The organism is Halorussus caseinilyticus, assembly GCF_029338395.1.
GTDB lineage: Archaea > Halobacteriota > Halobacteria > Halobacteriales > Haladaptataceae > Halorussus > Halorussus caseinilyticus.
Genome location: NZ_CP119809.1, coordinates 1,172,980 through 1,197,976, shown reverse-complemented (window position 1 = coordinate 1,197,976; position 24,997 = coordinate 1,172,980). Strand labels below are relative to the sequence as shown.

The following is a 24,997-nucleotide window of genomic DNA, read 5'->3' as shown; positions in this document are numbered from 1 at the left end:
CGACACGTCTAACCGCGAGAACATAAAAGTAGTCGTCAATTAGTTGCCGAACACGTCGTTGATTCGCTCGCGCCACTCCTGAATGCCTTCGAGTTCGTCGTGGATGTCGGCAACGTCGCCCTCGACGCTCTCGACCCGTGCGGTGAGGTTCTCCTCCAGCGCGTCGAGGTCCGTAGACAGCGACTCGACGCTCTCGGAGACGCTTTCTACCTCGTCGGCCACCTCGCTCACGTCGCCGAGTTCCTCGCGGACCGCCTGTAGTTCGTCGCGGACATCTTCGAGTTCGTCACCGACTGCTGTCACGTCGCCGGTGTTCGCGCCGACGAGTTCTTCGAGTTCGTCCAGTTGGGTTTCGAGCGTCTCTACGTCCTCGCCGACCTCGCTGACCTCGGCGAGTTCGTCTTCGAGGGCTTGGACTTCCCCGCGGACGCTCTCCAGCGCCTCGACTTTCTTCCGAACGTCGTCCAGCGCTTCGACCTCCTCGCGGAGTCCTTCGAGGTCTTCGACCTCCTCGCGGAGACTTTCCAGACTCTCAACGTCGTTGCGGAGTCCTTCGAGACCCTCAACGTCGTCTTCGAGGTCCCCGAGGTCCTCGCGGAAGTCGGTCTTGAACTCGCGCACGTCGTCGCGGAGGTTGCTTTCGACCTCGCGGAGGTCGCTCCGCAGGTCGTCGAGTTCGGCGAGGTCGGATTCGAGTTCCGAGAGTTCCGCGTCGAGTTCCTCGACGCGGTCGTCGGTCGCGTCGGTCTCGGTCCGAACCGCCTGCACCTCGTCCTCGAACGCTTCGATGTCGGCCCGCATCTGTGCGAGGTCGTCCTCGAAGTCGCCGAAGATGTCTTCGGCGACGCCGTTCTCGTCGATGAACTCCTCCAGCGCCTCGGTGTACGCCGAGAGGTCCTCGACCCGCGACTGGAGGTGGCGGATGCGGACGTTGGTACTCTCGGGCATCTTCACGTCGAGTTCGCGCTGGAGGACTTCCAAGTCGCCGTCGTCTACCTCGCCAGCGCGAATCTCGTCGGCGAGCGCGGCCGCGACGCTTCCGGGACGCGGCGGCGACGGTTCGGGGTCGGCGGTCGTCGTCTCGTCGGCCACCTGCGAGGGTGGCGTCGAAACGTCGGAGTCGGCCGGTTCGTCGGGGTCGGGGGCGGCATCCTCGTCGGCGAGGTCCGGCGTTTCTTCGTCGGCGCTCGCGCGGTCGTCCGCGGCCGAGTCGGACGACTCGGCCGCTCCAACCATGTCGTCGGTCTCGACCACGGCGTCCTCCTCGGTCGCGTCGGTCGATTCGGTCTCGTCGGCTACTTCCTCGCTCTCGGGGTCGAGGAAGCTATCGGCGCCGTCTTCGTCCGCGTCCCCGGCCAGCGGGTCGTCCGAATCGCCGAGCAAGTCGTCGTTGCTCTCGGCCAGCGGGTCGTCCGCGCTCGCCGACTCGTTCTCGCCGCCGGTCGCCAGCGGGTCGTCCGCGTCTCCCGCCAGCGGGTCGTCCGCGTCCCCGGCGTCCCCTGCCAGCGGGTCCTCGGCGTCGTCGTCCAGTCCGAGGTCCTCTTCGCCCGCCACTACGTCGCGGACGAGTTGGCTGTCCTCTTCGGAGACGATGTCCGTGATGGTGTTTCCGTCCGGGCCGCCGACTTCGCCGTCGAGGTCCGGGCCACCCGCGTCCGCCTCGGGTTGTGGGTCCGGTTCGGGTTCGTCTGCCGTTTCCGGAGCGGCCGAACCGGAGTCGGACGTGCCGGACGCGACTCCCTCGATGCTCGGCGTGCCGAGGAACGTCGAGGGGTCGTCGCCGTCGGCGAGTCGGACGCCGTAGACCGTGACCAGTTCCTCGCCGGGTTCGAGTTCGCGCTCGAACTCCACGCGGTGGTCCTTGTACGCGGTCCAGTTGTCGTTCTCGTAGTCGGGGTGAAAGCCGACGTTGTCCATCGGGAACTCCTCGGGGATGTCGTCCGCGAGGCGGAGAGTCGCGCGCTCGTCTCGCTCGCAACGAATCACGAACTTGATTGCGGGTACTGCGAACTCGTCCCCCTCGAAGGACTTCTCCACGACGACGCCACTCTCGTTCGTCGTGACCACCTCGGTCATACTGTCACTCATACGGTTCACATCCCAGAACGGCCATATAAATCACACGCCCGCACGGGACGAAACGACGACCGGGACGCTCGGACGTGGCGGGGCGTGGCCGAGAGACGCCGCCGACGGGATGCATCTATTTGGGCGCGCCGGGCCTACCCACGACTATGTTGCTCGCAGGAACCTACGACGGCGTCTACCGCGCCGACGGACCGCGGTTCGACTCGCCAGAGCAAGTACTCGACGCCGGGCGCGTCATGCGCGTTCGGCAGTTCGACGGCTGGGACGGCGTGTTCGCCACCACCAAGTCCGGTCTCTACCGCTCGACGGACGGCGGCGACTCGTGGACGGAGTTGGGCGTCCCGCGTGAAGAGGTGTACTCGGTGCTGGGCGACCCCGCGGGCAAGCGCCTGTACGCCGGCACGCACCCCGCGCACCTGTACGTCTCCGAGGACGACGGAGCGACGTGGCGGGAGCTATCGGGCCTTCAGGACCTCCCGTCGCGCGACCGGTGGCACACGCCGCGCCACCGCGACGAGGCCCACGTCCGGAGTCTGGGCGCGCACCCGGACGCACCTGACCGCGTAGTCGCGGGCGTGGAAGTCGGCGGCGTCCACGTCAGCGACGACAGGGGCGATACGTGGACCGAGCGCCGGTCGGGGGTTCACGACGACGTGCATCACGTCCTCGTGCGCGGGCCGAACCACTACGTCGCGTCCTGTGGCGGGGGTCTCTACCGGACGAGAGACGCGGGCGAGACGTGGATTCGACTGGACGACGGCGCGGACCACACCTACTTCCGGGAGGCGTTCGCACTCGACGGCACCCTCTACGCGGCGGCGGCCCGGTCCTCGCCGGGGACGTGGCAGGGCGAACGCGGCGCGGACGCGGCGCTCTTCGAGTCCGACAACGACGGCGACACCCTCGAAGCGGTCCCGTATCCGGGCCAACCGGAGGAAGTCGTGCTGTCGTGGACCGACGACGACGGCCGCGTCGTCGCTGGCACGAACGACGGCGGCGTGATTCTCCGGGCCTCCAGTGAGTGGGTCGTCGGTGGCCGGATGCCCGCGGGCGTGGCGTCGCTCTGCGTGGTGTGAGCGACCGGGCGACGCGAATCGCCGGGCCGAAAATTGTTAGCACTTCGCACTCCGAAGCTTCTGTATGGTGGGTCCTGCGCAGAAGGTGGGAATCCTCGTCGAGACTGCGGTGTTCCTCATCGCGGTTCTACTCGTCGTGCAACTGCTGGAACTCTCGGGCCTACAGGGAATCGGCGTCGCGGCGGGACTGCTCGCCGTGCTACTGCTCTTTGCGCTGTTCACGAGGCTCTCGTTCACTCTGTTCGACGTGGTTGCGAACCGCGTCGGGAAGACTCGGAACGCGCTCCGTCACCGCCGGGAGTGACGTGCGTGTGGCGAGGGTGGCGCGCGTAGCGAGGAACCCGACGGAGTGCGGCGTGAGTCCGGACCGACGGCTCTTCGACCTCAGTGAGGCGACTCTCGGCCTCGACGCGGCGGACGCCAGCGTCCGCCGCGTCGAACTCGTGGCTCAGCCCTCTCGGGGTAGTCGGGCTAATCCACCTTTTTCTCGTCGGGTGTCCTTACGCCCTCACTTCGTTCGGGCGTTGCGGCCACCGCTCCTCGAAAAACCTGAACCAAAAAGCCCGCTCGCTCCTCGCTCGCGGTCGGTCACGGAGAGTCTCTGCTCAGCCGTCTCCGGTTAGTCGGACTGGCGGTCCCGCGGCGCGCGGGCAGTGCCCGCGCGCCGCCCGCGCTCGGAACCGCGCGGAGCGTCCGAGGGAAGTTGGTCCCGCCCTCGTATTTGAACCTTTTGGCAACCTATACAATTCTTAGAGCAATAAAATTAATCTTCTCGCGTGGCTTCGTGTTTCCGTCCCGGTCGCTTCGGCGCGGGGCGCGGCGCGTACGCGCCGCGCCCCCGCGTGCGAGTCTAACCCCGCCGACTCCGTGACAGCGGCGTTCAGAGGTCCACGCGGTCGCCGATTTCCGCGATTTCCAGCCGTCGCGGATACTCGAAGCTCCGGACGTGGTCGTGGAGCGCCGTCGGGTCCGCGGTCAGGCCCTTCCACATGTCCCAGTGGCTCGGCAGGAAGCGGTCGAACTGGAGGTCGCTGGCCGCTTCGACGGCCTGATTCTCGTCGTTGTACCACCGCGTGCGCTTGGGTTCGCGGGTCTCCTTGTCGGGGATGTTCCCGACCGTCCCGAACGCCAGCACGCCGAGGTCCACGTCGTACTCCTCGCCGACGCGGGCGAACTCGTCGCTGGGCTTGGTGTCGCCGCCGTGGAAGAACGTCCGACCGTCGTACTCCACGACGTAGCTGACCGGATGGGTCGCGTCGGGGTCGTGGGCGGGTTCGACGTGGACGGTGAACGCGCCGACCTCGAAGGTGTCGCCCGCCGCAACTTCCGCGAGTTGGTCGTCGCTCACGTCCCACTCGTCGGTCCAGTTCTCCTCGTCGCGCGCGACGGCGAGACCGTCGTCGGGCGCGTAGAACGTCGCGTCCGTCGATTCGAGAATCGGGGCCTGACTCGGGCCGTGAACGTGGTCGGTGTGTTCGTGGGTCGCCAGCACCGCGTCGGCCTGCTCCACGTCTGCGGGGTCGAAGGGTACCGGCACCATCCGAATCGTGCGCGGCGGGTCGCCGGTCCCGAGGTACGGGTCGATGAAGACGGTGGTGTCCTCTGCCTTCAGGACGAACCCGTTACAGCCGAGGTACCACACCGCGATGCCCTCGGGGTCGGCGTCTTCGACCGCGCGCGGAAGCCAGTCTCCCCAGTCGCTGTGGATTGCCATGTGGCCCACTGGACCGAGAAAAGAGGTAAGTGTTGTTCTTCGGGGCGACTGCGACTACAGCTTTCGAAGCCGAACGTGGTCGTCGTCGATTTCCGCGATGCGGTCGGGTTCGACGGAGTAGGCGTCTTCGTCGTGGCCTTCCCACCCGAGTCGGGTCTTGACGCGCTGGGCCAGTCCGGGGTTCGGGTCTACGTAGAGGAGGTTGGCATCCTCGTCTACTTCGGTGACGACCCCGACCTTCTCGTCGGTGTCGTCTAGCACGTCCTTGCCCACGTCGTCGTCGTCAAGCACAATGGCCTCGTCTTCGACCACCGTCTCGTCCGACGCTGCGGCCGTCTCGTCGCCCATCGTGGTCCCGCTTTCCGCGGCCGTGGTCTCGTCGGTGGTCGCGGTGGACCCCTCGGCCGTCGCCGTCTCGGTCTCCGCGCCGGTCTCGTCGCGGTCGATTCGAATCCCCTCGGCGCTCGTTCGCTCGCCCTCTACGGCTTCGCCCGTCGCGTCCGACCCGACGAGCATGGTCTCGACCACCGTGGACGTGACCGTCTCGCTACTCACGAGTTCCTCGTCGGTGAACTCGAAGACGAGTCGCTTGCGGTCCACTATCTCGTCCTCTACGATGCGGCGCTCGTAGAGGTGGGTCTCGATGACGCCCTCGTCGGTGAACTCGCTCTCGACGTGGCCGCCTTCGATGACATCCTCGGTGACGATTTCGCCGCCGAGGATGTCGCTTTCGAGGATGTTTCGCTGGACGCCTTCGAGGTTCACGCGACTCTCCAGCGTGTCGGACTCGACGGTCTCGGTCTCTTCCACGTCGTGGTCCACGACCCGACTCTCGACGCGCTTGCGCTCGATAATCTCGCGGGTCACGTTGCGGGTCTCGTCTACGTCCACGGTGACGACTTCTCGCTCGGTCACGTCGAACTCCTGAACGTCTTCCTCCCACCCGACGCTCTCGCGGTCCTCCACGATGGCGATTCCCCGCTCTTCCTCGCCGATGCGCATCCCGACGATTTCCCGCCGGACGAGTTCGGTGTCCACAACCTCGTCGCGGACGGTTTCGCTGTCTACGACCTCGCTCTCGATGGTCTCGGTCTCTCGGACCGTCTTCTCGATGACCTTCGTCTCGGTAATCTGGGTCTCGACCGTCTCGCCCTCCATCAGCGCCTGTTCGACTTCTTCGTCCTCGAGGGTCGCGCGCTCGATGGCCTCGGTCCGGTCTACGAGGTCGAACTGCTCGCGGCCCTCCTTCGGTCGGTCGGCGTGGCGGGCCAACGCGAGTTCGTGTTCTTCGAGGTGACCGTGGAACTCGTCCCACGAAGTCTCCTCTACGTTCTCGGTCGTCTCGTCGTCCGGATAGTGAATGTACGGTTCGCGCTCGCCGGACTCGGTAGTCCGGAACGCGGGCTTGGCCCCGCTGTCTTCGACCCACGTCCGAATCGTCTCGCGGTCGGTCGTGACGTTCGTCGCGTCGTCTCGCCCTGCCTCGTCCGTCGTGCTTCGATTTTCGTCTACCATAGTTCCCCCACTGTAACAGAGGTGGGTCTCGACGGACTTAGGCGTCGTTGCCAGATGTCGAAGGTGAATCAGAAAGAAGCGCGGCGTCGGTCAGTCAGTCTTCACAGCAACCGCTCGCTTGGTCGCCGAAGTCGATGGCCAGCGGTTCGGAGATTGCCGAGTTGACGGCCTCCATCTTGGCTTCCAGTTCCTCTTGGGCCTGCAGGTACTCCTCCATCACCGGCATCGAGTGGAGTTCCTGCTGGGCCTCCCGGACCTTCTGGATGTCCTCTTTGGTGGCCTCGCCGGTCTGTCGCGCGAGCATGAACTCTTGGCGCAACTGCTCGAACTCCTTGACTTGCTGTTGGGCCTCGTCGTCGTCCTCGACGGCCGCCTTGGTCTCCTCGAACCGCCGGTACTCCGGCGTCTCCGCGATGGCCTCCCCGAGTTCCCCCGCGAGTTCTTCGACGTGAGAGAGTTCGGTCGCCTCGCCGTCGGCCTCGGTTTCGATGCTCATGTGCGTCTGGATTGGAACTGCGGAGTTTTCAACCTGCCGGATACTCCCGGCGAATCGGAGTAGAACTGATGAGCGAACGACGAGTCTAGCGGTCGGGGTTGCTCTCGGCGTGATGGTCTCGAAAGCTTCGGGGGACCTGTGGTCGCCCAGCTACCTCTCCGGCGCGCGCAGTCCTGCGCGCGCCGGATAGCACCTGCGCCGGGACGACGGCGAAACACTCGGCCGACCAAACCACGCCCTCGGCGGAATCGCAAAGGCGAGACCGCCTCAAGTCGAATCGAAGAGTTGGACGACCCCGCCAGAGAACACGGGTCTTAAACGTCCTGACCGACAAACCAGTTCCAATGAGCCAAGACAGCGAGTACAGCGAGGGAGACCTCCGAAACACCGGGATGTCCCTCAAGCACGACCGGGAGTGGGACTACGAACTCGACCGCATCGTGGAGGCGGTCGAAGAGCGAGACGCCACCAAGGTCGGTCTCCAGTTCCCCGAGGGCCTGAAGCGCCGCGGCCCGAAGGTCGCCGACGACATCCGGGAACTCGTCCCCGACGACGTGACCGTGATGCTGTCGGGCCAGCCCTGTTACGGGGCCTGTGACCTCGACACCTTCCTGATGAAGCGGACCGACGTGTTCGTCCACTTCGGCCACTCGCCGATGAAGAACACGGACAAGGTCATCTACGTCCCGCTGTTCTCGAACGTGGACGTGTTCCCCATCATGGAAGAGTCGCTTTCCGAACTCGCCGACCCCGACGAGAATCCGGACGTGGGTCTCGTGACGACCGCCCAGCACATGAACCGTTTCGAGGAGATGAAAGCGTGGTTGGACGAACGTGGGTTCGAGGTCCACACCCGGCGCGGCGACGACCGACTCACTCACGAGGGGCAAGTTCTGGGCTGTAACTACGCCAGCGCCGACATCGACGCCGACCAAGTGCTGTACGTCGGCGGCGGGAAGTTCCACCCCCTCGGTCTCGCCATGGAGCATCCCGACAAGAACGTCGTCATCGCCGACCCCGTGAACAACGTCGTCACGGTCGCGGACACCGAGAAGTTCCTGAAACAGCGCTACGCCTCGGTCCACAAGGCGATGGACGCCGAGAAGTGGGGCGTCATCTTCTGTACGAAAATCGGACAGGGCCGGTGGGAGCAAGCCCAAGAGATTCTGGACGACAACGACGACGCCTACCTCATCACGATGGACGAGGTGACGCCCGACCGCCTCCGGAACTTCGACATGGACGCGTTCGTCAACACCGGGTGTCCGCGCATCACGACCGACGACGGCCCGCAGTTCCACAAGCCGATGCTGACGCCCGGCGAGTACGAAATCGCGGTCGGAAACAAACCCCTCGAAGACCTCTCGTTCGACACCTTCCACGGAACGTGGTGAGGTAGCTTTCGCCCTCTTCTCGCCGAGTCAGAAGTTCGAGACGACTTCCGCCATGCACCCGTCGCCGGGTTGGTGGTACGAGAAGTGGTCGGGCACGTAATCGACGTTGTGGTCGTCGTAGTTCGCGGGCGGAGTGCCCTCACAGCCCTCTTCCCCGACCGCCGAATCGAACTCGGCCGTGGAGTACGCCCAGTTCAGCACGCCGTCGTCGGACTTCCAGTAGTTGTCTACCGACTTGGCGGCCACGGCGATGTCGTCTCCGTACTCGCCGTCTACGGCCACCGCGTCGTTGTCTGTCGCCGCGCCGAGAAGCGTCGCCGACTCCACGAAGTCCGACTTGCCGAGTCCGTTGAGTGCGCGGAGCGTCGCGGGCACGACCCGGCCGCCCATCGAGTGACCAATAAGTCGGATTCGCGCGCCGGTCCGTGAGCGGTAGTCGGTCAGGAAGTTGGCGAGTTTCTTGCCGTTTCGCTCGGCGATGTCGGTCGTGGGCCACCAGTTGTCGGTGCTGGTGTCCGAGTCGTAGCTGAATCCGATAACCGGGTAGTCGTAGCCGTTGTTCCGGAGCGACTGCTTCACCGTGGCGAAGTGGTCGGGGGCCTCGTCGGGCGCGACTCGCCAACCGTGGACCGAGACGAGAACCTCGTTGGGGTTGGCCGTCCCGTAGCCCGGAATGTCGCCGACCGTGCTGTAGTCCCACGCGGTGTGACCGTCGGTCAACTGGTCGCCGTACCACCAGTGGATGTCGAAGTGGCCGCGGGTGGTCGCCCGCGGGAAGTCGGCCGCGCCGGTGATGTCGCCGTCGTCGCCCTCGAAGGCGGACGCGGACCCGACAAATCCCGCGAGACCGACCGTTGCGGCCGTCCCCCGGAGGAACGTCCGCCTGCCGATTCGACTCGATGCACCGTGTCGCTGACTGTCAGGGGAGCGCATACTTTTGTGTCGAATTGCTCTATATTAAGTTTAATCGTGAGAGTTTCAACTAGAGAAGCGTTGTTAGGTGTAAGGGAGATTACCATCGCCGAGGATATAACTGACATGCATTTGCCTAACCTTTTTGTATGAGTAAGGGGTATGTGCTGGTAACGATGAGCGCCACCCGTTCCGCAGATGTCCGAACTGCTATCGAACGCTGTCGCGTAGAAGACGCCACGCCGGTCAGTCTCGACGCCGACGCCATCCCTTCGACGGCCCGCGAGGACCTCCGGGAACTCAAGCGTGAACTCGACGCCGACGACTTCGTGGCCGCCCGCGTGGTCGTGAGCGCCTGCTTCGGCGAGGACTGCTCGTTCGCCACTCAGGACGAGGCCGACCGCGTGCGCGAGTACGTGCAGGCCGCCTCGTTCCTCGGCGCGAGTACCGTCACCGTCGAGTTCGACAGCGTGGCCGACGAGTCGAAGGTCCGCCCGGCGCTCGCGGCGGTCGCGGAACGCGCCCGCCGCGAGGGTGTCACCCTCGACGTGGCCGGTCCCATCACGCTCGAACACTGACAAAGCTGTCTTTCGGCAATCTGTACCTAGCCAAGAGAAATTTTTCCCTTTTCTAAATATTTCTCTACATTTGTGCGTTCGGTCGCGCTCGGCCGACCGCCGAAACGCGCCCGGCGCAACTCCAGTAGCGCGCCCGCCGACCGCCGTGGGAGGGGTAAGGGCCGCCCGCTCGCGGGTCGTAAAACCCGCGAGCGGGCGGGGCTTTCGAGGGATTCATCACTCCGTTCCCGCGGTGCAGAGCGACGGCACTCGTCCGAAAACGGTACCCAACCTCCGACGCGGAACAAAACAAGCCGAGAGAGAACCCGAACGCTCACTTACGCGGAACGACTCCCCACACGCATGAACAAGGCCGCGCTGGAGCGCCGTCTCTCGCGGGTCGAGGGGTTCGCGGACCCCCGACTCGACTTGGAGCAGTACCCGACGCCCGCGGACCTCGCGGCCCACCTCGTCCACCTCGCCAGCGTGCAGGGGGACATCGCCGGGAGAACGGTGGTGGACCTCGGCACCGGGACCGGGATGCTGGCGCTCGGGGCGGCGTTCCGCGGTCCCGCGCGCGTCCTCGCGCTAGACCGCGACCCCGCGGCACTCGCGCAGGCCCGCGAGAACGAGCGCGCGGTCGGGGTCGCGGGCGCGAGCGAGGGCGAGGGCGCAGACGCGGGCGTCGCGGACGCGGACGCGCCCGCGTCCGCGACCGGCGTCGAGTGGATGGTGGCCGACGCCGCCCGCGCGCCGCTCTGCCCGCCGGACGCCGACCGCGCGAACGTCACGGTCCTGATGAACCCGCCGTTCGGCGCGCAGGCGGGCAACGAACACGCCGACCGCGCGTTTCTGGCGACCGCCAGCGAGATTTCGGGGGTCTCCTACTCGATTCACAACGCCGGGAGTCGGGAGTTCGTGGAGTCCTTCGCCGCCGACGAGGGCGGCGAGGTGACGCACGCCTTCCGCGCGGAGTTGGCGCTCGCCCGGCAGTTCGCCCACCAGACCAGCGACCGCGAGGTAATCGACGCCGAGGTGTTCCGGATTCGGTGGCGCTGACGGAGGGGTCCGCCGGTCCCCGACTCAGTTGTACGTCTCGCGGGACGCGACCCGGACTCTGGTCCCGTCGTAGGCCGCGAACAGTTTCGGTCCCCTGCGTTCGAACCGGATGCCGTCGAGGGTCACGTTCCCGCCCACGGCGGGCATCGGCGCGTCCGCGACCGTCGAGTTATTCTGTGTGACGTGGACGACGAAAGTGCCTTGGTTCGGGACGATTGCGACCGACCGATTCGAGAGTTTCGGCCCGGCTATCGCCGGTTCGGAGGCGAACGCGTGAGTCCACTCGTCGTCGTCCGGGCCGCGAAGCCACACCTGATAGGTGGTTCCGCCGTCCACGACCGACCACCCCCGGCGCTGGACGTTGACGACCTCCGACCACCCGACGCCGCCGACCCGGACCCCCGCCCGGCCGCCGAAGGCGAGACGCCCCTTCGAGACGGCTTGGGTCCAGATTTCGCGGTCCTCGTTGACCACGACGACGCCGCTGGTGGTCACGTCGGTCGTCTCGCCGAACAGCGACACGTCGATGGCCGAGACCTTCTGGTTCGGCACGTTCTCGGCGTAGGTCACGTTGTAGCCCCGGACTTCGACCGCCGGGCCGTCGCCGGGTACGCTGGCGTCCCCGACCGTGGTGAGGTTGACCGGGACCGCCACGCCGACCATGACCGCCAGCGGGAGCAACAGCGCCAGCAGGCCGACCTGCTGGCGGGACACGTCGCCGAAGAGGGGTCTGCGGTCGGCAGTCGCCGCGACGGTGGTCAGGGCGGCGAGCGCCACCACGAAGACGACGCCCAACCCGCGATAGAGGACGTAGGTACTCTCGCCGCGATACCACCAGAGCGCCCAGAGCGTCATCGACATGCCGAGAACCACCGTGCCGGTCCAGAGTCGGAGCGCGCCGACGCGTTCGCGCCGCCGGTAGAGAACCGCGACCCCGAGCAGGATGCCGAGCAGAAGACCGAGCGCGTGGCCCTGCACCGCGATACCGAACCACCACGGGTCGCCGAAACTCCGCGAGGCCGACCCCTGAATCACGGGGTCGCGCATGGCGCGGTAGGCGGTCCGGATGGCACCCTGCGCCGACACCGCGACCACGGTCATCAGGGGGTATCGGACCAGCGCGAACCCGACGAACGCGAACGCCACGCCCGAGAAGCCGATGATTGGTCCCCACGCGAAGACGCTGGTCGCCAGACCGACCAGCGCCACGCCCGCGGGGAAGATGACGAACGCGCGAATCCACGGGTTCGAGGTCCGCGAGAAGAAGGGGTTCTCGCCGCGCTTCGACGGGAAGTGACCGAAGAAGTACTCCGCCAGCGGTGCGACGGCGAGCGTCGTCGTGAGGTTGCCGACGAGGTGGCCCGGCCCGGTGTGGGAGAACGGTGCGAGCAACCAACCCGTCGGGTAGAGATACGACCACGAGGAGAACGGGAGCGTCACGGGATTTCGCCAGTGGTTCCACCCCTGCTGAACGAACAGATACACCGCGAGGACGCCCGCTATCGAGACGAGCGTTCCCCACGGAACGCCGAGCAGGAACCGCGAGCGAAGTCGCTGGCCCCACCGACCGCTCGGCCCGTCGAGTCGCCGGACCAGAACGAGCGACAGCAGAACGGCGAGCGGAATGGCGACCTGTTCCGGCGCTGGCAACCATGAGGGCAACTGAACCATACCGATGGTTTTGACCAGCATCGTATAAATGAATGTCCGGAGTCGCGGGTCGGGCGCAAAATGTGAATCATACTACACCAATATTTGGAGAGAATGTTTCAACAATAATTAGAAAATAGTTACATAATTAATAGTTTTGTAGCGGATATGAGTGGGAACCAGACACCGCCGGGACCGTCGGGCCTTCCGCTGGTCGGTAGCATGCCGAAGTACGGACTGAATCCCTTCGAGTATCGGAAAGAGTGGGCCGAGGAGTACGGGGACATCGTTTACGTAGACGGCGGACTGGGACGAGACGGCTACATCCTCAGCAGTCCGGAACTGTTCGAGAAAGTTCTCGTTGAGGACGACGAGAAGTACCAGCGACCGCGGGAGTTCCGCGAGGTGTTCAGAGAGGGTATCGGTGCCAGCGAAGGTGAGTTCTGGCGTCAACAGCGGGAGATGATTCAGCCAGCGTTCTACCCCCAGCGAATCAAGTCGTACGCCGAGGAGATGAAGACTGCGACCGAGGAGCTAATCGAGGGATGGAGCGACGGCGAGACCCTCGACATCGAAGCGGAGATGAAAGCTCTCACGCTCGACGTGTTCGCTCGGACCGCGTTCGGAATCGACGACGTGGCCGACTACCCCGCAATCAAGGAGGCGTGCGAGGCGATTAGCGACAAGACGGCGGCATCGAATCAGGTCTTCCCGAGTTGGTTCCCGACGCCAGCGAACCGCCGGTACGAGAAGACCCAAGAGAAGTTGAACGACACGCTGGACCGAATCATTCGGGAACGCGCGGACGAGGACGACGACACGCTCCTGTCGGTCATGATAGACGCGGAGGCCGACGACGGCCACCAGATGTCCACCGAGACGCTCCGCAACGAGATGATTACCCTGATGTTCGCCGGGCACGAGACTACGGCCCTCGCGTTGACGTACGCGTTCCACCTGCTCTCGAACAACGAGAACGAACGCGAGCAGTTCTTCGCCGAGGTAGACGAGGTGGTCGGCGACGAGGGAATCACCCCGACGAACGTCCGGAACCTCGACTACACGAACAAAATCATCAAGGAGACGCTCCGTCTCCGCGCGCCCGGCCACACCGTGTTCAGACAACCGCAGGAACCGGTCACGATAAACGGGTACGAGATTAGCGACGGAGCGGCGATTTTCCTGCCGATTTGGTTGCTCCACCACGACGAGCAGTACTACGACGACCCGATGGCGTTCCGGCCCGAGCGATGGGACGGAACGCTCGAACGCGAACTGCCCAAGTACGCCTACGCGCCGTTCGGTGCCGGTCCCCACCGGTGTATCGGCGAGCGGTTCGGAAAGATGGAACTCCGAATCATGCTCCCGACGATTGCTCGGGAGTTCGAACTCGACTACGTGGGCGAGGAACCGCTGGAGTTCGAGGCGGGACTGGCCGCGGAACCGAAAAACGAGATGCTGATGGACGTTACCGCGCGGTAGGTCGAGAGGCCCCCGTCCGAAGACATCCCCTCCCGCGAGCGAAGAAGTCGCGTTCCGTAATGTTGAAACGCGCAAAGCCAGAACTGAGGGGTATGGAACTACGGGTCATCGAGAAGGCCGAGGACGAACTCTCTATCGAAATCGCCGGTGAGGACCACACCTTCATGAACGTGCTGAAGGGCACGCTCCTCGAACAGGAGACGGTCGCGGCCGCGACGTACGACGTGAACCCCGAGCAGTCCGGTGGCCAGACCGAACCGATTCTGACCATCAAGACCGAGGGCGAGGCCGACCCCCTCGATACGCTAGAGAGCGCCGCGGGCGACATCAAGAACAAGACCGCGACGTTCGTGGACGCCTACGAGAACGCGGCCTGAACCGACTTCGAGAGCGCGGTCCGCAGTCGAGCAACTTCTACGTTTCTCTCAGCAACGAAATTGTTTCTTATAACCATACATCGGTGCGTCCGAGGCGGCGACCCGAAGGGGAGACGCCGAGCGCGGACTCCGGCCGTCTGACACCGAGCGCGGACTCCGTGCGACTGCCCGACGCCGGTCGCTGGCGCTCCCGGCGTCGGGAGTCGTGCGGGCGAGTGGAGCGACGAACTGCGACCGTTCAGTCCGTTTATCGCCCGCCGACGAACCGTCCGTCCGCGCGTCCGCCCGGAGAACGCCTCGAATCGGGGATAAGCCGTGCCTAACGGCCGTAATCGGGCACGGAACTCCCGAACGGTCGCGGCGGTTTATTGGCGCAGTCCGAAAAGTCCAGTCCGCATGAGAACACGCCCAATCGTCGTAGCGGCGCTGGTACTGCTCGCCGGGGCATCCTCGGCGCTCGCGGCGACGCCGAACGCACACACCTCGCACACCCCGTCGGCGGTCGAATCGGGCGCGCTCGCGGCCCAAGACGGCGCGCAGAACGACACCGAACTCACCTACGAGAACCTGACGATACAGCGGTTGGAACTGACGAACGCCACCGTCCGGCAGGTGGTGCTGAACGAGACGACGCTGAGTAGCGACGGCGGAGCAGAGACGACCACCGCCGGAACCGCGACGGGCGAGACGACCGAAGCGGGAACCGCCGCGGCCGACTCGCTCGGCACCGCCACCGCGACGAACCTCACCGTCGTCAACGCGACGCTCCGGAACGTCACGCTTCAGGACGTGACCATTCGCAACCAGACCGTCGCGGAAGCGCTGTTCGGCGGCGCGCCGCCCGAGGGAGAGAACGCGACGCTCGAAAACGCCTCGCTCTCGGAAATCACCATCGACTCGCTGTCGGTGGACGAGGGGACCGTCGGCGACGTGGAAATCAACGACGTGCGCGCGGCAATCTCGCCCGGCGTGACGGGTGACGCCGCGACGATAGCAGACCAATCGACTGTCGAAGTCGGAACGCTGAGCGTCGGTAGCGCGGTCCTCGACAGCATCGAAGCCGACAGCGTCGGCGTCGAGAACGCCTCTATCGGTCTGGGCGTCCTCGGGGGCGGCATGGGCGGCGAGGAGACTACGACTGCCGGTGGCGAGACCACCACGGCCGCGGGCAACGCGAGTGCGCTCGGCGCGCCCGGACTCTAAGCCCGACTGCGCTCAGACTGCGCTCACGCTCCGGCGTCGGCGTCGTCGAGCAGTTTCTCGGCCGCTTCGACGCTCTCGGCGGTTTCGACGGCGTACTCCGCGTCGCCGGTCCGGTCGAACTGCATCTCCGCCAGCGGCGAGTCGCCGACGACGCGGACGACGGTGCCCACGTCGTGGGCCGAGAGGAATAGCTTCGAGCGTTCGAGGTGGGTCTTCGCCTCTTGGGGACTCGCCTCCAACTCCCGGATGTCGGTCACTACGTCGAATCCGGGGTCGAGTCGCTCCGTCGCCTCGATAGTTCGCTCGGCGGACGCCGCGGCCTCGTCCTCGTCGAACCGTCCCGCGAGAGTGACGTACAATCGGTTACGGCTCGAATCTGCTTCGATTTCGTGCATGAAATCCACGTTCTTCCGACGTGATTTTTACCTTCTGGATTGGGGTCGATAGATGGTAGACGAGTCACCGCTGGCGCGCAGAAGAAACCTCGGTCAGAGTCGGACCGGCACGCCGTGGTCGTCGAGGTACTCCTTGACCTCTCGAATCGAGTACTCGCCGAAGTGGAAGATAGAGGCCGCGAGCGCGGCGTCAGCGCCCGCGTCCTCGAACACCTCGTACATGTCCTCGGGACCGCCGCATCCCGACGAGGCGATGACCGGCGTGTCCACGGCGTCACAGACGGCCTTCGTGAGCGGGATGTCGTAGCCGTCTTTCGTGCCGTCGGCGTCGATGGAGTTGACGAAGAGTTCGCCAGCTCCGCGTTCCTCGGCTTCCTCGGCCCACGACACCACGTCGAGACCGGTCCCCTCCCGGCCGCCTTTGACGGTACACTCGAACCAGCAGGACTCGCCGTCCACCTCGACGTAGTGGTCGCCTTGCTCGTCGTATCGGCGCTCGGCGTCCACCGAGATGACGATGCACTGGCTTCCGAACGCTTTCGCGCCCTCGTTCACGAGGTCCGGGTTCGCTATCGCTCCGGAGTTGATAGACACCTTGTCGGCCCCGGCGCGCAGGGTCTCTTTGATGTCCTCGGTGGTCCGGATGCCGCCGCCGACGGTGAGGGGAATGAAGATTTCGTCGGCCACGTCTTCGACGACGCCGAGCATGGTCTCGCGGCCGTCGGCGCTCGCGGTGATGTCGAGGAAGACGAACTCGTCGGCCCCCGACTCGTTGTACTCGCGGGCCATCTCCACCGGGTCGCCGGTGTATTCGAGGTCCTCGAAGTTGACGCCCGTGTAGACGGCGGGGTCGCCCTCGTCGTCTAAGTCCACGTCGATGCACGGGATGATGCGCTTGGTGAGGGTCATTCGCTACGTGGAGGTTCGCGCGTTCGGGGTTTCACGGTTTCGACTGCGGCAGTTGCTCGGGGTCGGGGGACTGGGGTCTGCGCCGGGGAACGGTCGCGCTCGGGCCGGCGTTTCGCCCGTGGTTCGACATCCACCCCGGCGCGCGCTGTACGATTTTTCGTCCCCGGCGCGTGCTGGCGCGACCGCGTAGCGTGTCGCGCCCATTCGTGCGAGGTCGTCGGCGTTGTGCGCCGACTGCTCGTCGGAACTCGCTTCCGACGGTGGACGAGGACCGCAGGACGCAGGCCGAGGACCGCAGTCGGTTGGGGAGGGTGTGGCCCGCGGTGGCGGTGCGGGGCGGTGCGGTCTCATAGGACTCGGAAGTAGCTAGCTTTCTGCTTCTTCCACTCTCGTTTCGGTGGGAGTCGGGAGTAGCTAGCTTCCTGCTTCTTCCCCTGCTACCTGCTCCCTCCATCTGCGTTCCGAGGCCGACTTACTCCCCGCGTTCGAGTCCCGTCGGCCGAATCCCAACTTTCACGACCGCAGACCCCGAAACCCCGACGATGACCTGCAAGATGGTAATCCTCGCCGTCCGCGACGACGACACCAGCCACGACGAGTGCATCGAGTACATGCACGAGGAACACGCGCCCCTCGTCAACGACCTGCCGGGGCTTCAGCGGTACACCTCGTCGGTCCCCACGGACCCCGAGAAGGCGGGCTACGACTACGTGGCCCAACTCTGGTTCGAGAGTCCGGGCGCGATGAACGAGTCGTTCGGGTCCGAGACGGGCCAAGACGTGCAGGCGGACGCGGCGTCGTTCCTCGACATGGACGCGACGAAGATGATTCCCGCCGCGGACGAGACGGTCCACTTCGAGGCGGAGTAGCTTCGGAGCGAGGTCGGAGTCTCTTTTACTTGGCTCGATGCCGACGGAACTGACCGCAGGGACCGCCGCGACGACTGCGAGAACCGTCGAGAACGAGTCTTAGAAAGCCCCCGTCCGGTCGCCGCCGTCAGAGCGTCGCTCTGACGAGCCTTCGGTCGCTTCGCTCCCGAAGACGCCGGAAGACGGTCCTGCTCACTTCGTTGTCGCCGAAAATCGAAGATTTTCGGGATGACGAGAGCGTTGCTCTCGAACCACGCGGGCTGTGACTTCCGAGGTCTCGTTCACATCCGTTCACGAGACGGCCGCTCAGTGACATATCCTCGCTCGCTCACTGCGTTCGCTCGCTCGGATAGGGGTCACTGAGGCGACCACAGTGAACGCGACCGGACGGTCCCTTCACCCCACCCGGGCGGTTGGTCGTCCGGCGCGCGTCCGGTGGTTCGTCGGGCCGAGTGCGGACCTCGCGCGTTCGCGCGGCGCACGAGAGCGTCGCGCTCGCGCGTGCCGTACATCAAATAATATAACCTCAAAAGCCAGACTCGGGCAGTCGTCTCCCCCGGAAAATCACTCCAACTCGTACACTCGGGCCTCGTAGGGCCGCATCTCGAACGAGCGCGGTCCCGCGGCGTCCACCGCGTAGTTGTGCAGGACGCACTCGGCGTCGTCGTACTCTATACCCGGCGGGAGCGAGAACGTCGGGGTCCCGTCGCCGAAGTTCAGGACCGCGAGGAGTCGGTCGTCGCCGAGCGTCCGAAGGTAGGCGTAGATGTCCGGGTCGTCGGGCAGGAGCAGGTCGTAGTCGCCGTAGACCGCGACGGGCGTCGATTTCCGGAAGTCCACGAGGTCCCTGTAGTAGTGCCAGATGGAGTCGGCGCGCGCCCTCGCGTCCGCGACGTTCACCGTCTCGTAGTTCGGGTTGACCGGAATCCACGGCTCTCCGTCGGTGAACCCCGCGTTCTCGGCGTCGGACCACTGCATCGGCGTCCGGGCGTTGTCGCGGCTTCTGCGGGTCACGATGCGGAGAATCTCGTCCATCTCCCGGCCCTGTCGCTTGGCGCGGTTCACGAAGTTCCGCGCGCCCACGTCCATGACCTGCTCCTCGCGCTCGAAGGGGAAGTTCGTCATGCCGATTTCGTCGCCCTGATAGACGTAGGTCGTCCCGCGGAGGGTAAACAGCAACGTCGCCAGCATCTTCGCGGACTCGATGCGGTAGAGGTCGTCGTCGCCGAACCGCGAGAGCATCCGGGGCCAGTCGTGGTTGCCGAGGTAGACGCTGTTCCAGCCCTCACCCTCCAAGCCGTTCTGCCACTTCGTCAGCACCTGCTTGAACTCCGGGAGCGAGAAGTCGCCGATGGTCCACCGGTCGCCGCTCTCGCCGTAGTCGAGCGTGACGTGTTCGAAGTGAAACACCATGTTCAGGCCGTCGCCGTCCGGTCCGAGGTACTGCTGGGCCTCTTCGACAGTTGCACCGGGCATCTCGCCGACGGTCATCACGTCCCGGCCCGAAAGCACCTCGTCGTACATCTCCGAGATGTACTCGTGGGCGCGCGGCCCGGTCATGAAGTGTTCCGCGCCGACCCATCCCGAGTCGGGGTCGCCGTCGGGCAGGCCGTCGGCCTTCGAGATGAGGTCGATAACGTCCATCCGAAAGCCGTCGATGCCTTTGTCGAGCCACCACCGCATCATCTCGTAGATTCGTTCGCGGACCTCGGGGTTCTCCCAGTTGAGGTCGGGTTGCTTCTCGTCGAAGAGGTGGAGGTAATACTGCTCGGTCCGGTCGTCGTAGGTCCACGCCGACCCGCCGAACGCCGACTCCCAGTTGTTGGGTGGCTTTCCCTTCCCGCCCGGTCCGTCGCCGCGGCCGTCGCGCCAGACGTAGAAGTCCCGGAACTCGCCGTCTCCGGACTCGCGGGACTTCCGGAACCACTCGTGTTCGTCGGACGTGTGGTTGACCACGAGGTCCATGATGAGCCGAATATCGCGCTCGTGGAGTCCGTCGAGCAGGCGGTCGAAGTGGTCCATCGTCCCGAACTCGTCCATGATGGCGCGGTAGTCGCGGATGTCGTAGCCGTTGTCGGCGTTCGGCGAGTCGTAGACGGGGTTGAGCCACACCACGTCCACGCCGAGGGCCTCGAGGTAGTCCAGTTTCTCCTCAACGCCGCGCAAGTCTCCGATTCCGTCGCCGTCGGAGTCGAAGAAGCTCCGCGGGTAGAGTTGGTAGACGACGGCTTCCTTCCACCACTCCCGGTTCACGCCGAGCGCATCGGACCAGTCGGCGGACGCCTCGGCGTCTCCGCTCGCGTCTACCGACGACTGGGGGTCACCTCGCTCCATGTGGTCGGACTATCGAGTCCCGACGGCTTAGGTTTGGTTGCGCTTAAGTGGGAGGACCGGGAACGCTGAGGCATGGACGACCACAACGACGACCACACCGACCACGGCCACGACGTAGAGGGTCTAGACCGAGTTACTTCCCCGATGCAGGACTTCTCGATGTCGCAGGTCGGCATCGGTTTCGCGGTTCTCGCGGTCGGACTCGTCGTGGCGTTCGCGCTTCCGCTCCTCGCGGCCTGAGCGACCGTCTCGGTACTTTTTCGGCGAGTTTTTGCTCTTCGGGAGCGCGTCGTGGCGTCGCCGACGGTGGATGTCGGGGGGTCGGTGTCGTGAGAGTGTAACAGTTCGAAGGTCCGCGAGTGGAGAGTGATAGTTACGAGGGAGCGAGCTACTGCCGACTCCTGTGAGACCGCACCGCGACCGCGGGACACACCCTCCCCAACCGATTGCGTTGCCCGCGACCGCAGGTCAGCGAGACGCGAAGCGTCTCGCAAGCCTCGCTCTCTCCGGTCGCTGTGCTACTCATCCCTCGCGCGACCGGGCGGACCACGGAGGGCGCGCCCGCACGCGCCGGGGAAAAAGAGATGCCGGGAACAATCCCTACCTAGTCGAGTTCGCGCGCCAGCACGTCCCGGAGGTCGGCGATTTCCGCGGCGCCGTAGTTCAGCGACTCCCCATCGACCGTCAGCGAGAGCGCGCCCGAGTCGTCTGCCTCGCCGAGTTCGGCGACCGGCGCGACGCCCTCGAACGCCTCGCGGACTGCCTCGGCGTCGGTCGTGGCGACGACGGCGCGACCCGGCGTCTCGGCGAAGAGAGCTTCGACCGACGCCACGTCCGCCGTCGCGCCCGCCTCGTCCGTGACCATCTCGGCGAGCGCGACCGCCAGACCCCCGTGGCTCACGTCGTGGACCGCGGCGGTCGCCTCGTGGTCCGCAATCTCGGCGAGCGTCTCCACGACTTCGCGGGGATTCTCCGGAAGCGCGGGGAAGCGGTCGCTCCCGCCCGTCTGCGCGAGGTACTCCGACCCGCCGAGTCGGTCGCCGCCCGAGTCGCCGACCGCGAGGAGGGTCGAGTCGGCCGCGTCGTCCGAGAGGGCGGCCGGAGGCGCGTCGTAGCCCTCCTTCGTACCGGTCATCGCCAGCGTCGGCGTCGGCGGGATGGGACCCGACGGCGAGTCGTTGTACAGCGAGACGTTCCCGCCGACGACCGGCGCGTCGAGCGCCGAACACATGTCGGCGAGACCGTCCACGATTCCCTTGAATCCGCCGTACACGTCGGGCTTCTCGGGGTTGCCGCCGTTGAGACAGTCCACCGCGGCGAGGGGGGTCGCGCCCTTCGCCGCGAGGTTCGTGGCGTTCTCCAACGCGACTGCGCGCGCGCCCTCGTAGGGCGCGGCCGCGGTCCAGCGCGGGTCCGCGCCCGAGGAGACGGAGAGACCTTTTTTCGGCCTCTCGGAGCGCGAGAACCGCGGCGTCGTCGCCCGGTCCGGTCGCGGTCCGGACCTGCACCTCGTGGTCGTACTGGCGGTAGACCCACCGCTTGCTCGCGGTGTTGGGGTGGCCGACGACCGACTCGAACGCCTCCCGGAGGTCGGCGTCGGGCAGGTTGCGGTCGGGTCGGGTGGGTTCCTCGGCGTCGAGGTCGTTCATCGGTGCGCCCTCGCCCAAGAACTCGGCATCGACATCGACTACGACCTCGCCCTCGAAGGTGCAGACGTAGTTGCCCTCCGTGACTTCGCCGATGACCGAACAGCCGAGGTCGTACTTCTCGGCGACTTCCCGGACTGCATCGACGTTCTCGGGGCGGACCTCGTAGCACATCCGCTCTTGAGATTCGGCGAGCAGAATTTCGAGGGCGTTCATGTTCGGTTCGCGCTGGTGGACGCGTTCGAGTTCGATTTCCGCGCCGAGACCGCCCTTGGCTATCATCTCGCTCGACGCGCCGCCGAGTCCCGCCGCGCCGAGGTCGCGGGCCGCCTCGACTAACTCGCGGTCGACGAGGGTCTCGCTCGCCTCGATGAGCAGTTTCTCGGTGTAGGGGTCGCCGACCTGTACTGCGGGCCGGTCTTCGGTCTCGGCGTCCTCCGAGAGGTCCTCGCTGGCGAAACTCGCGCCGCCGAGTCCGTCCCGGCCGGTCGCGTTGCCGACCAGCATCAGTTTGTTGCCCGGTTCCTTCGCGTCGGCCGTGACGAGGCGTTCGGCGTCGAGCAGGCCCACACAGGCCACGTTCACGAGCGGATTGCCCTCGTAGTCGGGGTGGAACGCCGTGCTTCCCGCCACGGTCGGGACGCCGATGGAGTTGCCGTAGTCCGAAATCCCTTCCACGACGCCCTCCAGCAGGTAGCGGGAGTGTTCGCGGTCGAAGTCGCCGAAGTACAGCGAGTCGGCCAGCGCGATGGGGTAGGCACCCATCGAGAGGGTGTCGCGAACGATGCCGCCGACACCGGTGGCCGCGCCGTCGTAGGGGTCCACGAACGACGGGTGGTTGTGGCTCTCGATACCCATCGTGACGTACGTGCCGTCCGCGACTTCCACGACTGCGGCGTCGTCGCCCGGACCGACGACGACCTGCTCGCCCTCCGAATCGAAGGCCGACAGGAGCGGTCGGGACGACCGGTACGCGCAGTGTTCGCTCCAGAGGTTCTCGAACAGCGCCGCCTCCGCCGGGGTCGGGTCCCGGTCGAGTTCGGCGACGACGAGTTCGCGGTCTGGTTCGGAGAGACTCATTCACCTGTCTGTACAGACACGGCGAATTAATGCCTTTCTATGTGCAGGTGCGTGCATACCACCCGGAGAGACGGAGCGGCGTCTGCGCTCGGCGTCGGGTGGCGAGAGCAGGCCGACGGCTCGGAATTTCGGGACTCTGCTCGCGGTTCTTGTCCTATCGGTGATGTTTCTCGGTGCGCGACTGCTGACTCGTAAACTATATGTCGATATACTAAATCCGAGTTCGGGCGGCCCGTCGCGGACGGATTCGCGGAGCAAGCGAGTTAGTGTGGAGACGGATGTGAAAGACATAGAAATATGTCTCTAAGACAATTTTATATTTCTATAAGAAATATTTTAGATTTCTTTAGAAATGTGTAGGTGGTTCGGCCGCTCGCGCAGGCGGCGAGAAAACCTGACACAACTTTTAAATTGTTTTAGTTTATTAATTTTTATAGGTGATAGCTTGAACCGAAAATCCGACTCCAGCGACGTAGGACGACGAAGCGTACTGAAGACGCTCGGGGCGGCCGGAACCGTCGGCGGTCTCGGGTTCTTCTCGACCCGAACGGAGGCGGCCGGACCCACCGGTAAGGCCGTCTCGCCCGAGGACCACGAACCGCCGAACCCAGACGTGCAGGTCCGGCGAGTCGATAAGTCGGTCAAAGCGGTCTCGGCGCGCTATCCGCTCCTGACGCTCCCGGAGGACACCGTGCTGTCGTACATCGACGCCAGCGGTCTCTCGAAGCAGGAGAAAGGCGAGGCACGCCGGTCGCTCGCCGAACTTCGGCGGCGGTTCCCCGTCCGCAAGGAGAAGGACGGAAACACGACGTGGTACACGCTGGCGACGAGTAACCCGTCGAAGACGAAGGAGGACGCCGAACACTTCTCGAAGGCGGGCCGAGCGTTCGCCAAGGGCACCGCGGGGGAACTCCGCGACGGCCCGTCCGCGGCGCACAAGACGGGTCTCCACCGCGCGATGACCCGCGACGCCTGCAACGAGATGGGCATCGACTCGACGGACACCGACGAGTTGGCGAGTTACGCCGACGACCCGGACAATCCGAACGTCGAACTCGGCGTACCCGACGGCATCCCCCACGAGCAGACCGTCGAGGAGGGACTCGAAAACGCCCTCGAAGAGGTTCTCCACCACTACGGCCAATACCTCGACACCGACGCCTTCGAGGTGTGGGAGAGCGGCGACCACAGCGACGACTTCGGGAACCTCGGCGGGGCACCCTACGCCGCCGACTGGCACGTCAACAACGCCCGCTACTCGTCGGGGAGCGAGCGCAACAAGTACCTCGGGAAGGCCACCCACTACCCCTCGGACATGAGCGTCCCGCTTCACACCGGGATGGGGTGGGAACAGGCCAACCTGAACGTCTACTACGACGTGTGGAGTCTCTCGATGGAATGGAGCGTGGACCCGATGTACTGGCTTCACAGCGAGTACGAGGAGTACGTCTCGGACAACTGGACTGGCGGCCACTACCTCAAGTACGAGTACGGAAGCGACCAGTGTAGCGACGGCTACTACTGTTACTACCCCATCAACGATGTCCAGCAGGCCATTCAGGACATGGCGACCGAGAGCGGCCAGTACTCCTACGACGTGTACCACCACATCTTGGACGAGGGCCGGACCGACTGGACCAACTGGGACGCCGACACCAAAGACTACATGAAGCGCATCACGGAGAACTGCATCGACATGGCGGGACTCTACATCCGCGGGTTCCTCCACGAGTTCCGCTGAACTCGGCTACTCGATTTCCGACTGCCCGACTTCCGGCTACCCGATTTCTATCTCTCCGTCGTCTACGTACACCGAGCGAGTCGCGGTGTCGTCCCCGACTGCCTGCTCCGACAGGTCCACCGTCGCCTCGCTCGCGCCGATTCCGGGAACCTCGACGCGGACGCGGTACGCGCCCGGTTCGGTCCACACCGCTTCGAGGTTGTAGGAGGGTCCCGCGTCGCTACAGAAGTCGCCGGGCACCACGTGGGTCTCGTCGTAGACGCTCTCGCCGGTTTCGAGGTAGGTCACGACGACGCGAACCTCCTTCGAGTCGGCGTAGCAGTTCTTCAACTGGATGTCGGGTCGTCCGGGCCGGTCCTCGGGCGAGTCGATGTCGTCGGTCGTACACCCCGCGAGCGTGACCGACGCGAACCCGACGAAAGCGGCGCGGAGAACTCGACGGCGCGGCGGACGAGGAGTCACGTCCGGGCACTGATGCGCCGGGAGCATACGATTTCCGG

21 protein-coding genes and 1 pseudogene are annotated in these 24,997 nt (G+C 65.5%); 11 read left to right on the top strand and 11 right to left on the bottom strand.

The features are described from left to right. Positions 1–39: 39 nt before the first annotated feature. Positions 40–2,088, bottom strand: a complete 2,049-nt coding sequence (locus P2T60_RS06060; protein ID WP_276281660.1) for a hypothetical protein — start codon at positions 2,086–2,088, stop codon at positions 40–42. A gap of 146 nt (positions 2,089–2,234) precedes the next feature. On the opposite strand from P2T60_RS06060, the gene P2T60_RS06055 reads away from it, so the two are divergent. Both P2T60_RS06055 and P2T60_RS06050 read left to right on the top strand, forming a co-directional pair. Next, a complete protein-coding gene (locus P2T60_RS06055) occupies positions 2,235–3,164 on the top strand; it encodes a WD40/YVTN/BNR-like repeat-containing protein (protein WP_276281659.1) in 930 nt (309 codons plus the stop codon). 64 nt (positions 3,165–3,228) lie between these two features. Further along, a complete protein-coding gene (locus tag P2T60_RS06050; RefSeq protein ID WP_276281658.1) occupies positions 3,229–3,468 on the top strand; it encodes a hypothetical protein in 240 nt (79 codons plus the stop codon). A 576-nt stretch (positions 3,469–4,044) separates the two neighbouring features. On the opposite strand, the gene P2T60_RS06045 is transcribed toward P2T60_RS06050, so the two are convergent. The 3 genes from P2T60_RS06045 to P2T60_RS06035 all read right to left on the bottom strand — a co-directional run bounded on the left by P2T60_RS06045 (position 4,045) and on the right by P2T60_RS06035 (position 6,889). Next, entirely contained in the window at positions 4,045–4,878 is an 834-nt protein-coding gene (locus P2T60_RS06045) for an MBL fold metallo-hydrolase (RefSeq protein ID WP_276281657.1), read from the bottom strand. Between the two features lie 54 nt (positions 4,879–4,932). Beyond that, a complete protein-coding gene (locus P2T60_RS06040) occupies positions 4,933–6,393 on the bottom strand; it encodes a hypothetical protein (protein WP_276281656.1) in 1,461 nt (486 codons plus the stop codon). Positions 6,394–6,487: 94 nt separating this feature from the next. Beyond that, positions 6,488–6,889, bottom strand: coding sequence for a YlbF/YmcA family competence regulator (locus P2T60_RS06035; protein WP_276281655.1), 402 nt, complete (start codon positions 6,887–6,889; stop codon positions 6,488–6,490). Positions 6,890–7,233: 344 nt separating this feature from the next. Here P2T60_RS06035 and dph2 point away from each other — a divergent pair, with 344 nt between their 5' ends. Next, the gene (gene dph2, locus P2T60_RS06030) at positions 7,234–8,283 is read left to right on the top strand and encodes a diphthamide biosynthesis enzyme Dph2 (protein WP_276281654.1); all 1,050 of its coding nucleotides are present in this window, start codon (positions 7,234–7,236) and stop codon (positions 8,281–8,283) included. 27 nt (positions 8,284–8,310) lie between these two features. Here the strand turns inward: dph2 and P2T60_RS06025 are convergent, their stop codons facing one another. Next, the gene (locus P2T60_RS06025; RefSeq protein ID WP_276281653.1) at positions 8,311–9,216 is read right to left on the bottom strand and encodes an esterase/lipase family protein; all 906 of its coding nucleotides are present in this window, start codon (positions 9,214–9,216) and stop codon (positions 8,311–8,313) included. A gap of 155 nt (positions 9,217–9,371) precedes the next feature. Here P2T60_RS06025 and P2T60_RS06020 point away from each other — a divergent pair, with 155 nt between their 5' ends. Beyond that, positions 9,372–9,773: a DUF7961 family protein gene (locus P2T60_RS06020; RefSeq protein ID WP_276281652.1), complete on the top strand. Its 402-nt coding sequence runs from the start codon at positions 9,372–9,374 to the stop codon at positions 9,771–9,773. Positions 9,774–10,115: 342 nt separating this feature from the next. Further along, complete coding sequence (locus P2T60_RS06015; protein WP_276281651.1) at positions 10,116–10,811, top strand: METTL5 family protein; 696 nt, start codon at positions 10,116–10,118, stop codon at positions 10,809–10,811. A gap of 24 nt (positions 10,812–10,835) precedes the next feature. Here the strand turns inward: P2T60_RS06015 and P2T60_RS06010 are convergent, their stop codons facing one another. After that, positions 10,836–12,482 carry a rhomboid-like intramembrane serine protease gene (locus tag P2T60_RS06010; protein ID WP_276281650.1) on the bottom strand — a complete coding sequence of 549 codons (1,647 nt, stop codon included), beginning with the start codon at positions 12,480–12,482 and terminating at the stop codon, positions 10,836–10,838. A 147-nt stretch (positions 12,483–12,629) separates the two neighbouring features. On the opposite strand from P2T60_RS06010, the gene P2T60_RS06005 reads away from it, so the two are divergent. The 3 genes from P2T60_RS06005 (at position 12,630) to P2T60_RS05995 (ending at position 15,523) form a co-directional block, all read left to right on the top strand. After that, on the top strand, positions 12,630–13,943 hold the full coding sequence (locus P2T60_RS06005) for a cytochrome P450 (RefSeq protein WP_276281649.1): 1,314 nt from the start codon (positions 12,630–12,632) through the stop codon (positions 13,941–13,943). Between the two features lie 92 nt (positions 13,944–14,035). Beyond that, positions 14,036–14,320, top strand: a complete 285-nt coding sequence (locus P2T60_RS06000; RefSeq protein ID WP_276281648.1) for a DNA-directed RNA polymerase subunit L — start codon at positions 14,036–14,038, stop codon at positions 14,318–14,320. 396 nt (positions 14,321–14,716) lie between these two features. After that, the gene (locus P2T60_RS05995; protein WP_276281647.1) at positions 14,717–15,523 is read left to right on the top strand and encodes a hypothetical protein; all 807 of its coding nucleotides are present in this window, start codon (positions 14,717–14,719) and stop codon (positions 15,521–15,523) included. Positions 15,524–15,546: 23 nt separating this feature from the next. Here P2T60_RS05995 and P2T60_RS05990 read toward each other — a convergent pair whose 3' ends face one another. Next, on the bottom strand, positions 15,547–15,918 hold the full coding sequence (locus P2T60_RS05990; RefSeq protein WP_276281646.1) for a hypothetical protein: 372 nt from the start codon (positions 15,916–15,918) through the stop codon (positions 15,547–15,549). Positions 15,919–16,011: 93 nt separating this feature from the next. Continuing rightward, positions 16,012–16,827: an imidazole glycerol phosphate synthase subunit HisF gene (hisF, locus tag P2T60_RS05985; protein ID WP_276281645.1), complete on the bottom strand. Its 816-nt coding sequence runs from the start codon at positions 16,825–16,827 to the stop codon at positions 16,012–16,014. A gap of 542 nt (positions 16,828–17,369) precedes the next feature. Between hisF and P2T60_RS05980 the strand changes: the two genes are divergently transcribed. Next, the gene (locus P2T60_RS05980) at positions 17,370–17,696 is read left to right on the top strand and encodes an EthD family reductase (RefSeq protein ID WP_276281644.1); all 327 of its coding nucleotides are present in this window, start codon (positions 17,370–17,372) and stop codon (positions 17,694–17,696) included. Between the two features lie 564 nt (positions 17,697–18,260). Here P2T60_RS05980 and P2T60_RS05975 read toward each other — a convergent pair. Then, a complete protein-coding gene (locus P2T60_RS05975; RefSeq protein WP_276281643.1) occupies positions 18,261–20,030 on the bottom strand; it encodes a glycoside hydrolase family 13 protein in 1,770 nt (589 codons plus the stop codon). Between the two features lie 72 nt (positions 20,031–20,102). Here P2T60_RS05975 and P2T60_RS05970 point away from each other — a divergent pair, with 72 nt between their 5' ends. Beyond that, positions 20,103–20,270, top strand: a complete 168-nt coding sequence (locus P2T60_RS05970; protein WP_276281642.1) for a DUF7550 family protein — start codon at positions 20,103–20,105, stop codon at positions 20,268–20,270. 364 nt (positions 20,271–20,634) lie between these two features. Here P2T60_RS05970 and purL read toward each other — a convergent pair. Continuing rightward, positions 20,635–22,756: pseudogene (gene purL / locus P2T60_RS05965) on the bottom strand (phosphoribosylformylglycinamidine synthase subunit PurL). 445 nt (positions 22,757–23,201) lie between these two features. On the opposite strand from purL, the gene P2T60_RS05960 reads away from it, so the two are divergent. Further along, positions 23,202–24,497, top strand: a complete 1,296-nt coding sequence (locus P2T60_RS05960) for a phospholipase C/P1 nuclease family protein (protein ID WP_276281641.1) — start codon at positions 23,202–23,204, stop codon at positions 24,495–24,497. Positions 24,498–24,533: 36 nt separating this feature from the next. Here the strand turns inward: P2T60_RS05960 and P2T60_RS05955 are convergent, their stop codons facing one another. Further along, positions 24,534–24,959 carry a hypothetical protein gene (locus P2T60_RS05955; protein WP_276281640.1) on the bottom strand — a complete coding sequence of 142 codons (426 nt, stop codon included), beginning with the start codon at positions 24,957–24,959 and terminating at the stop codon, positions 24,534–24,536. Between the last annotated feature and the right edge of the window lie 38 nt (positions 24,960–24,997).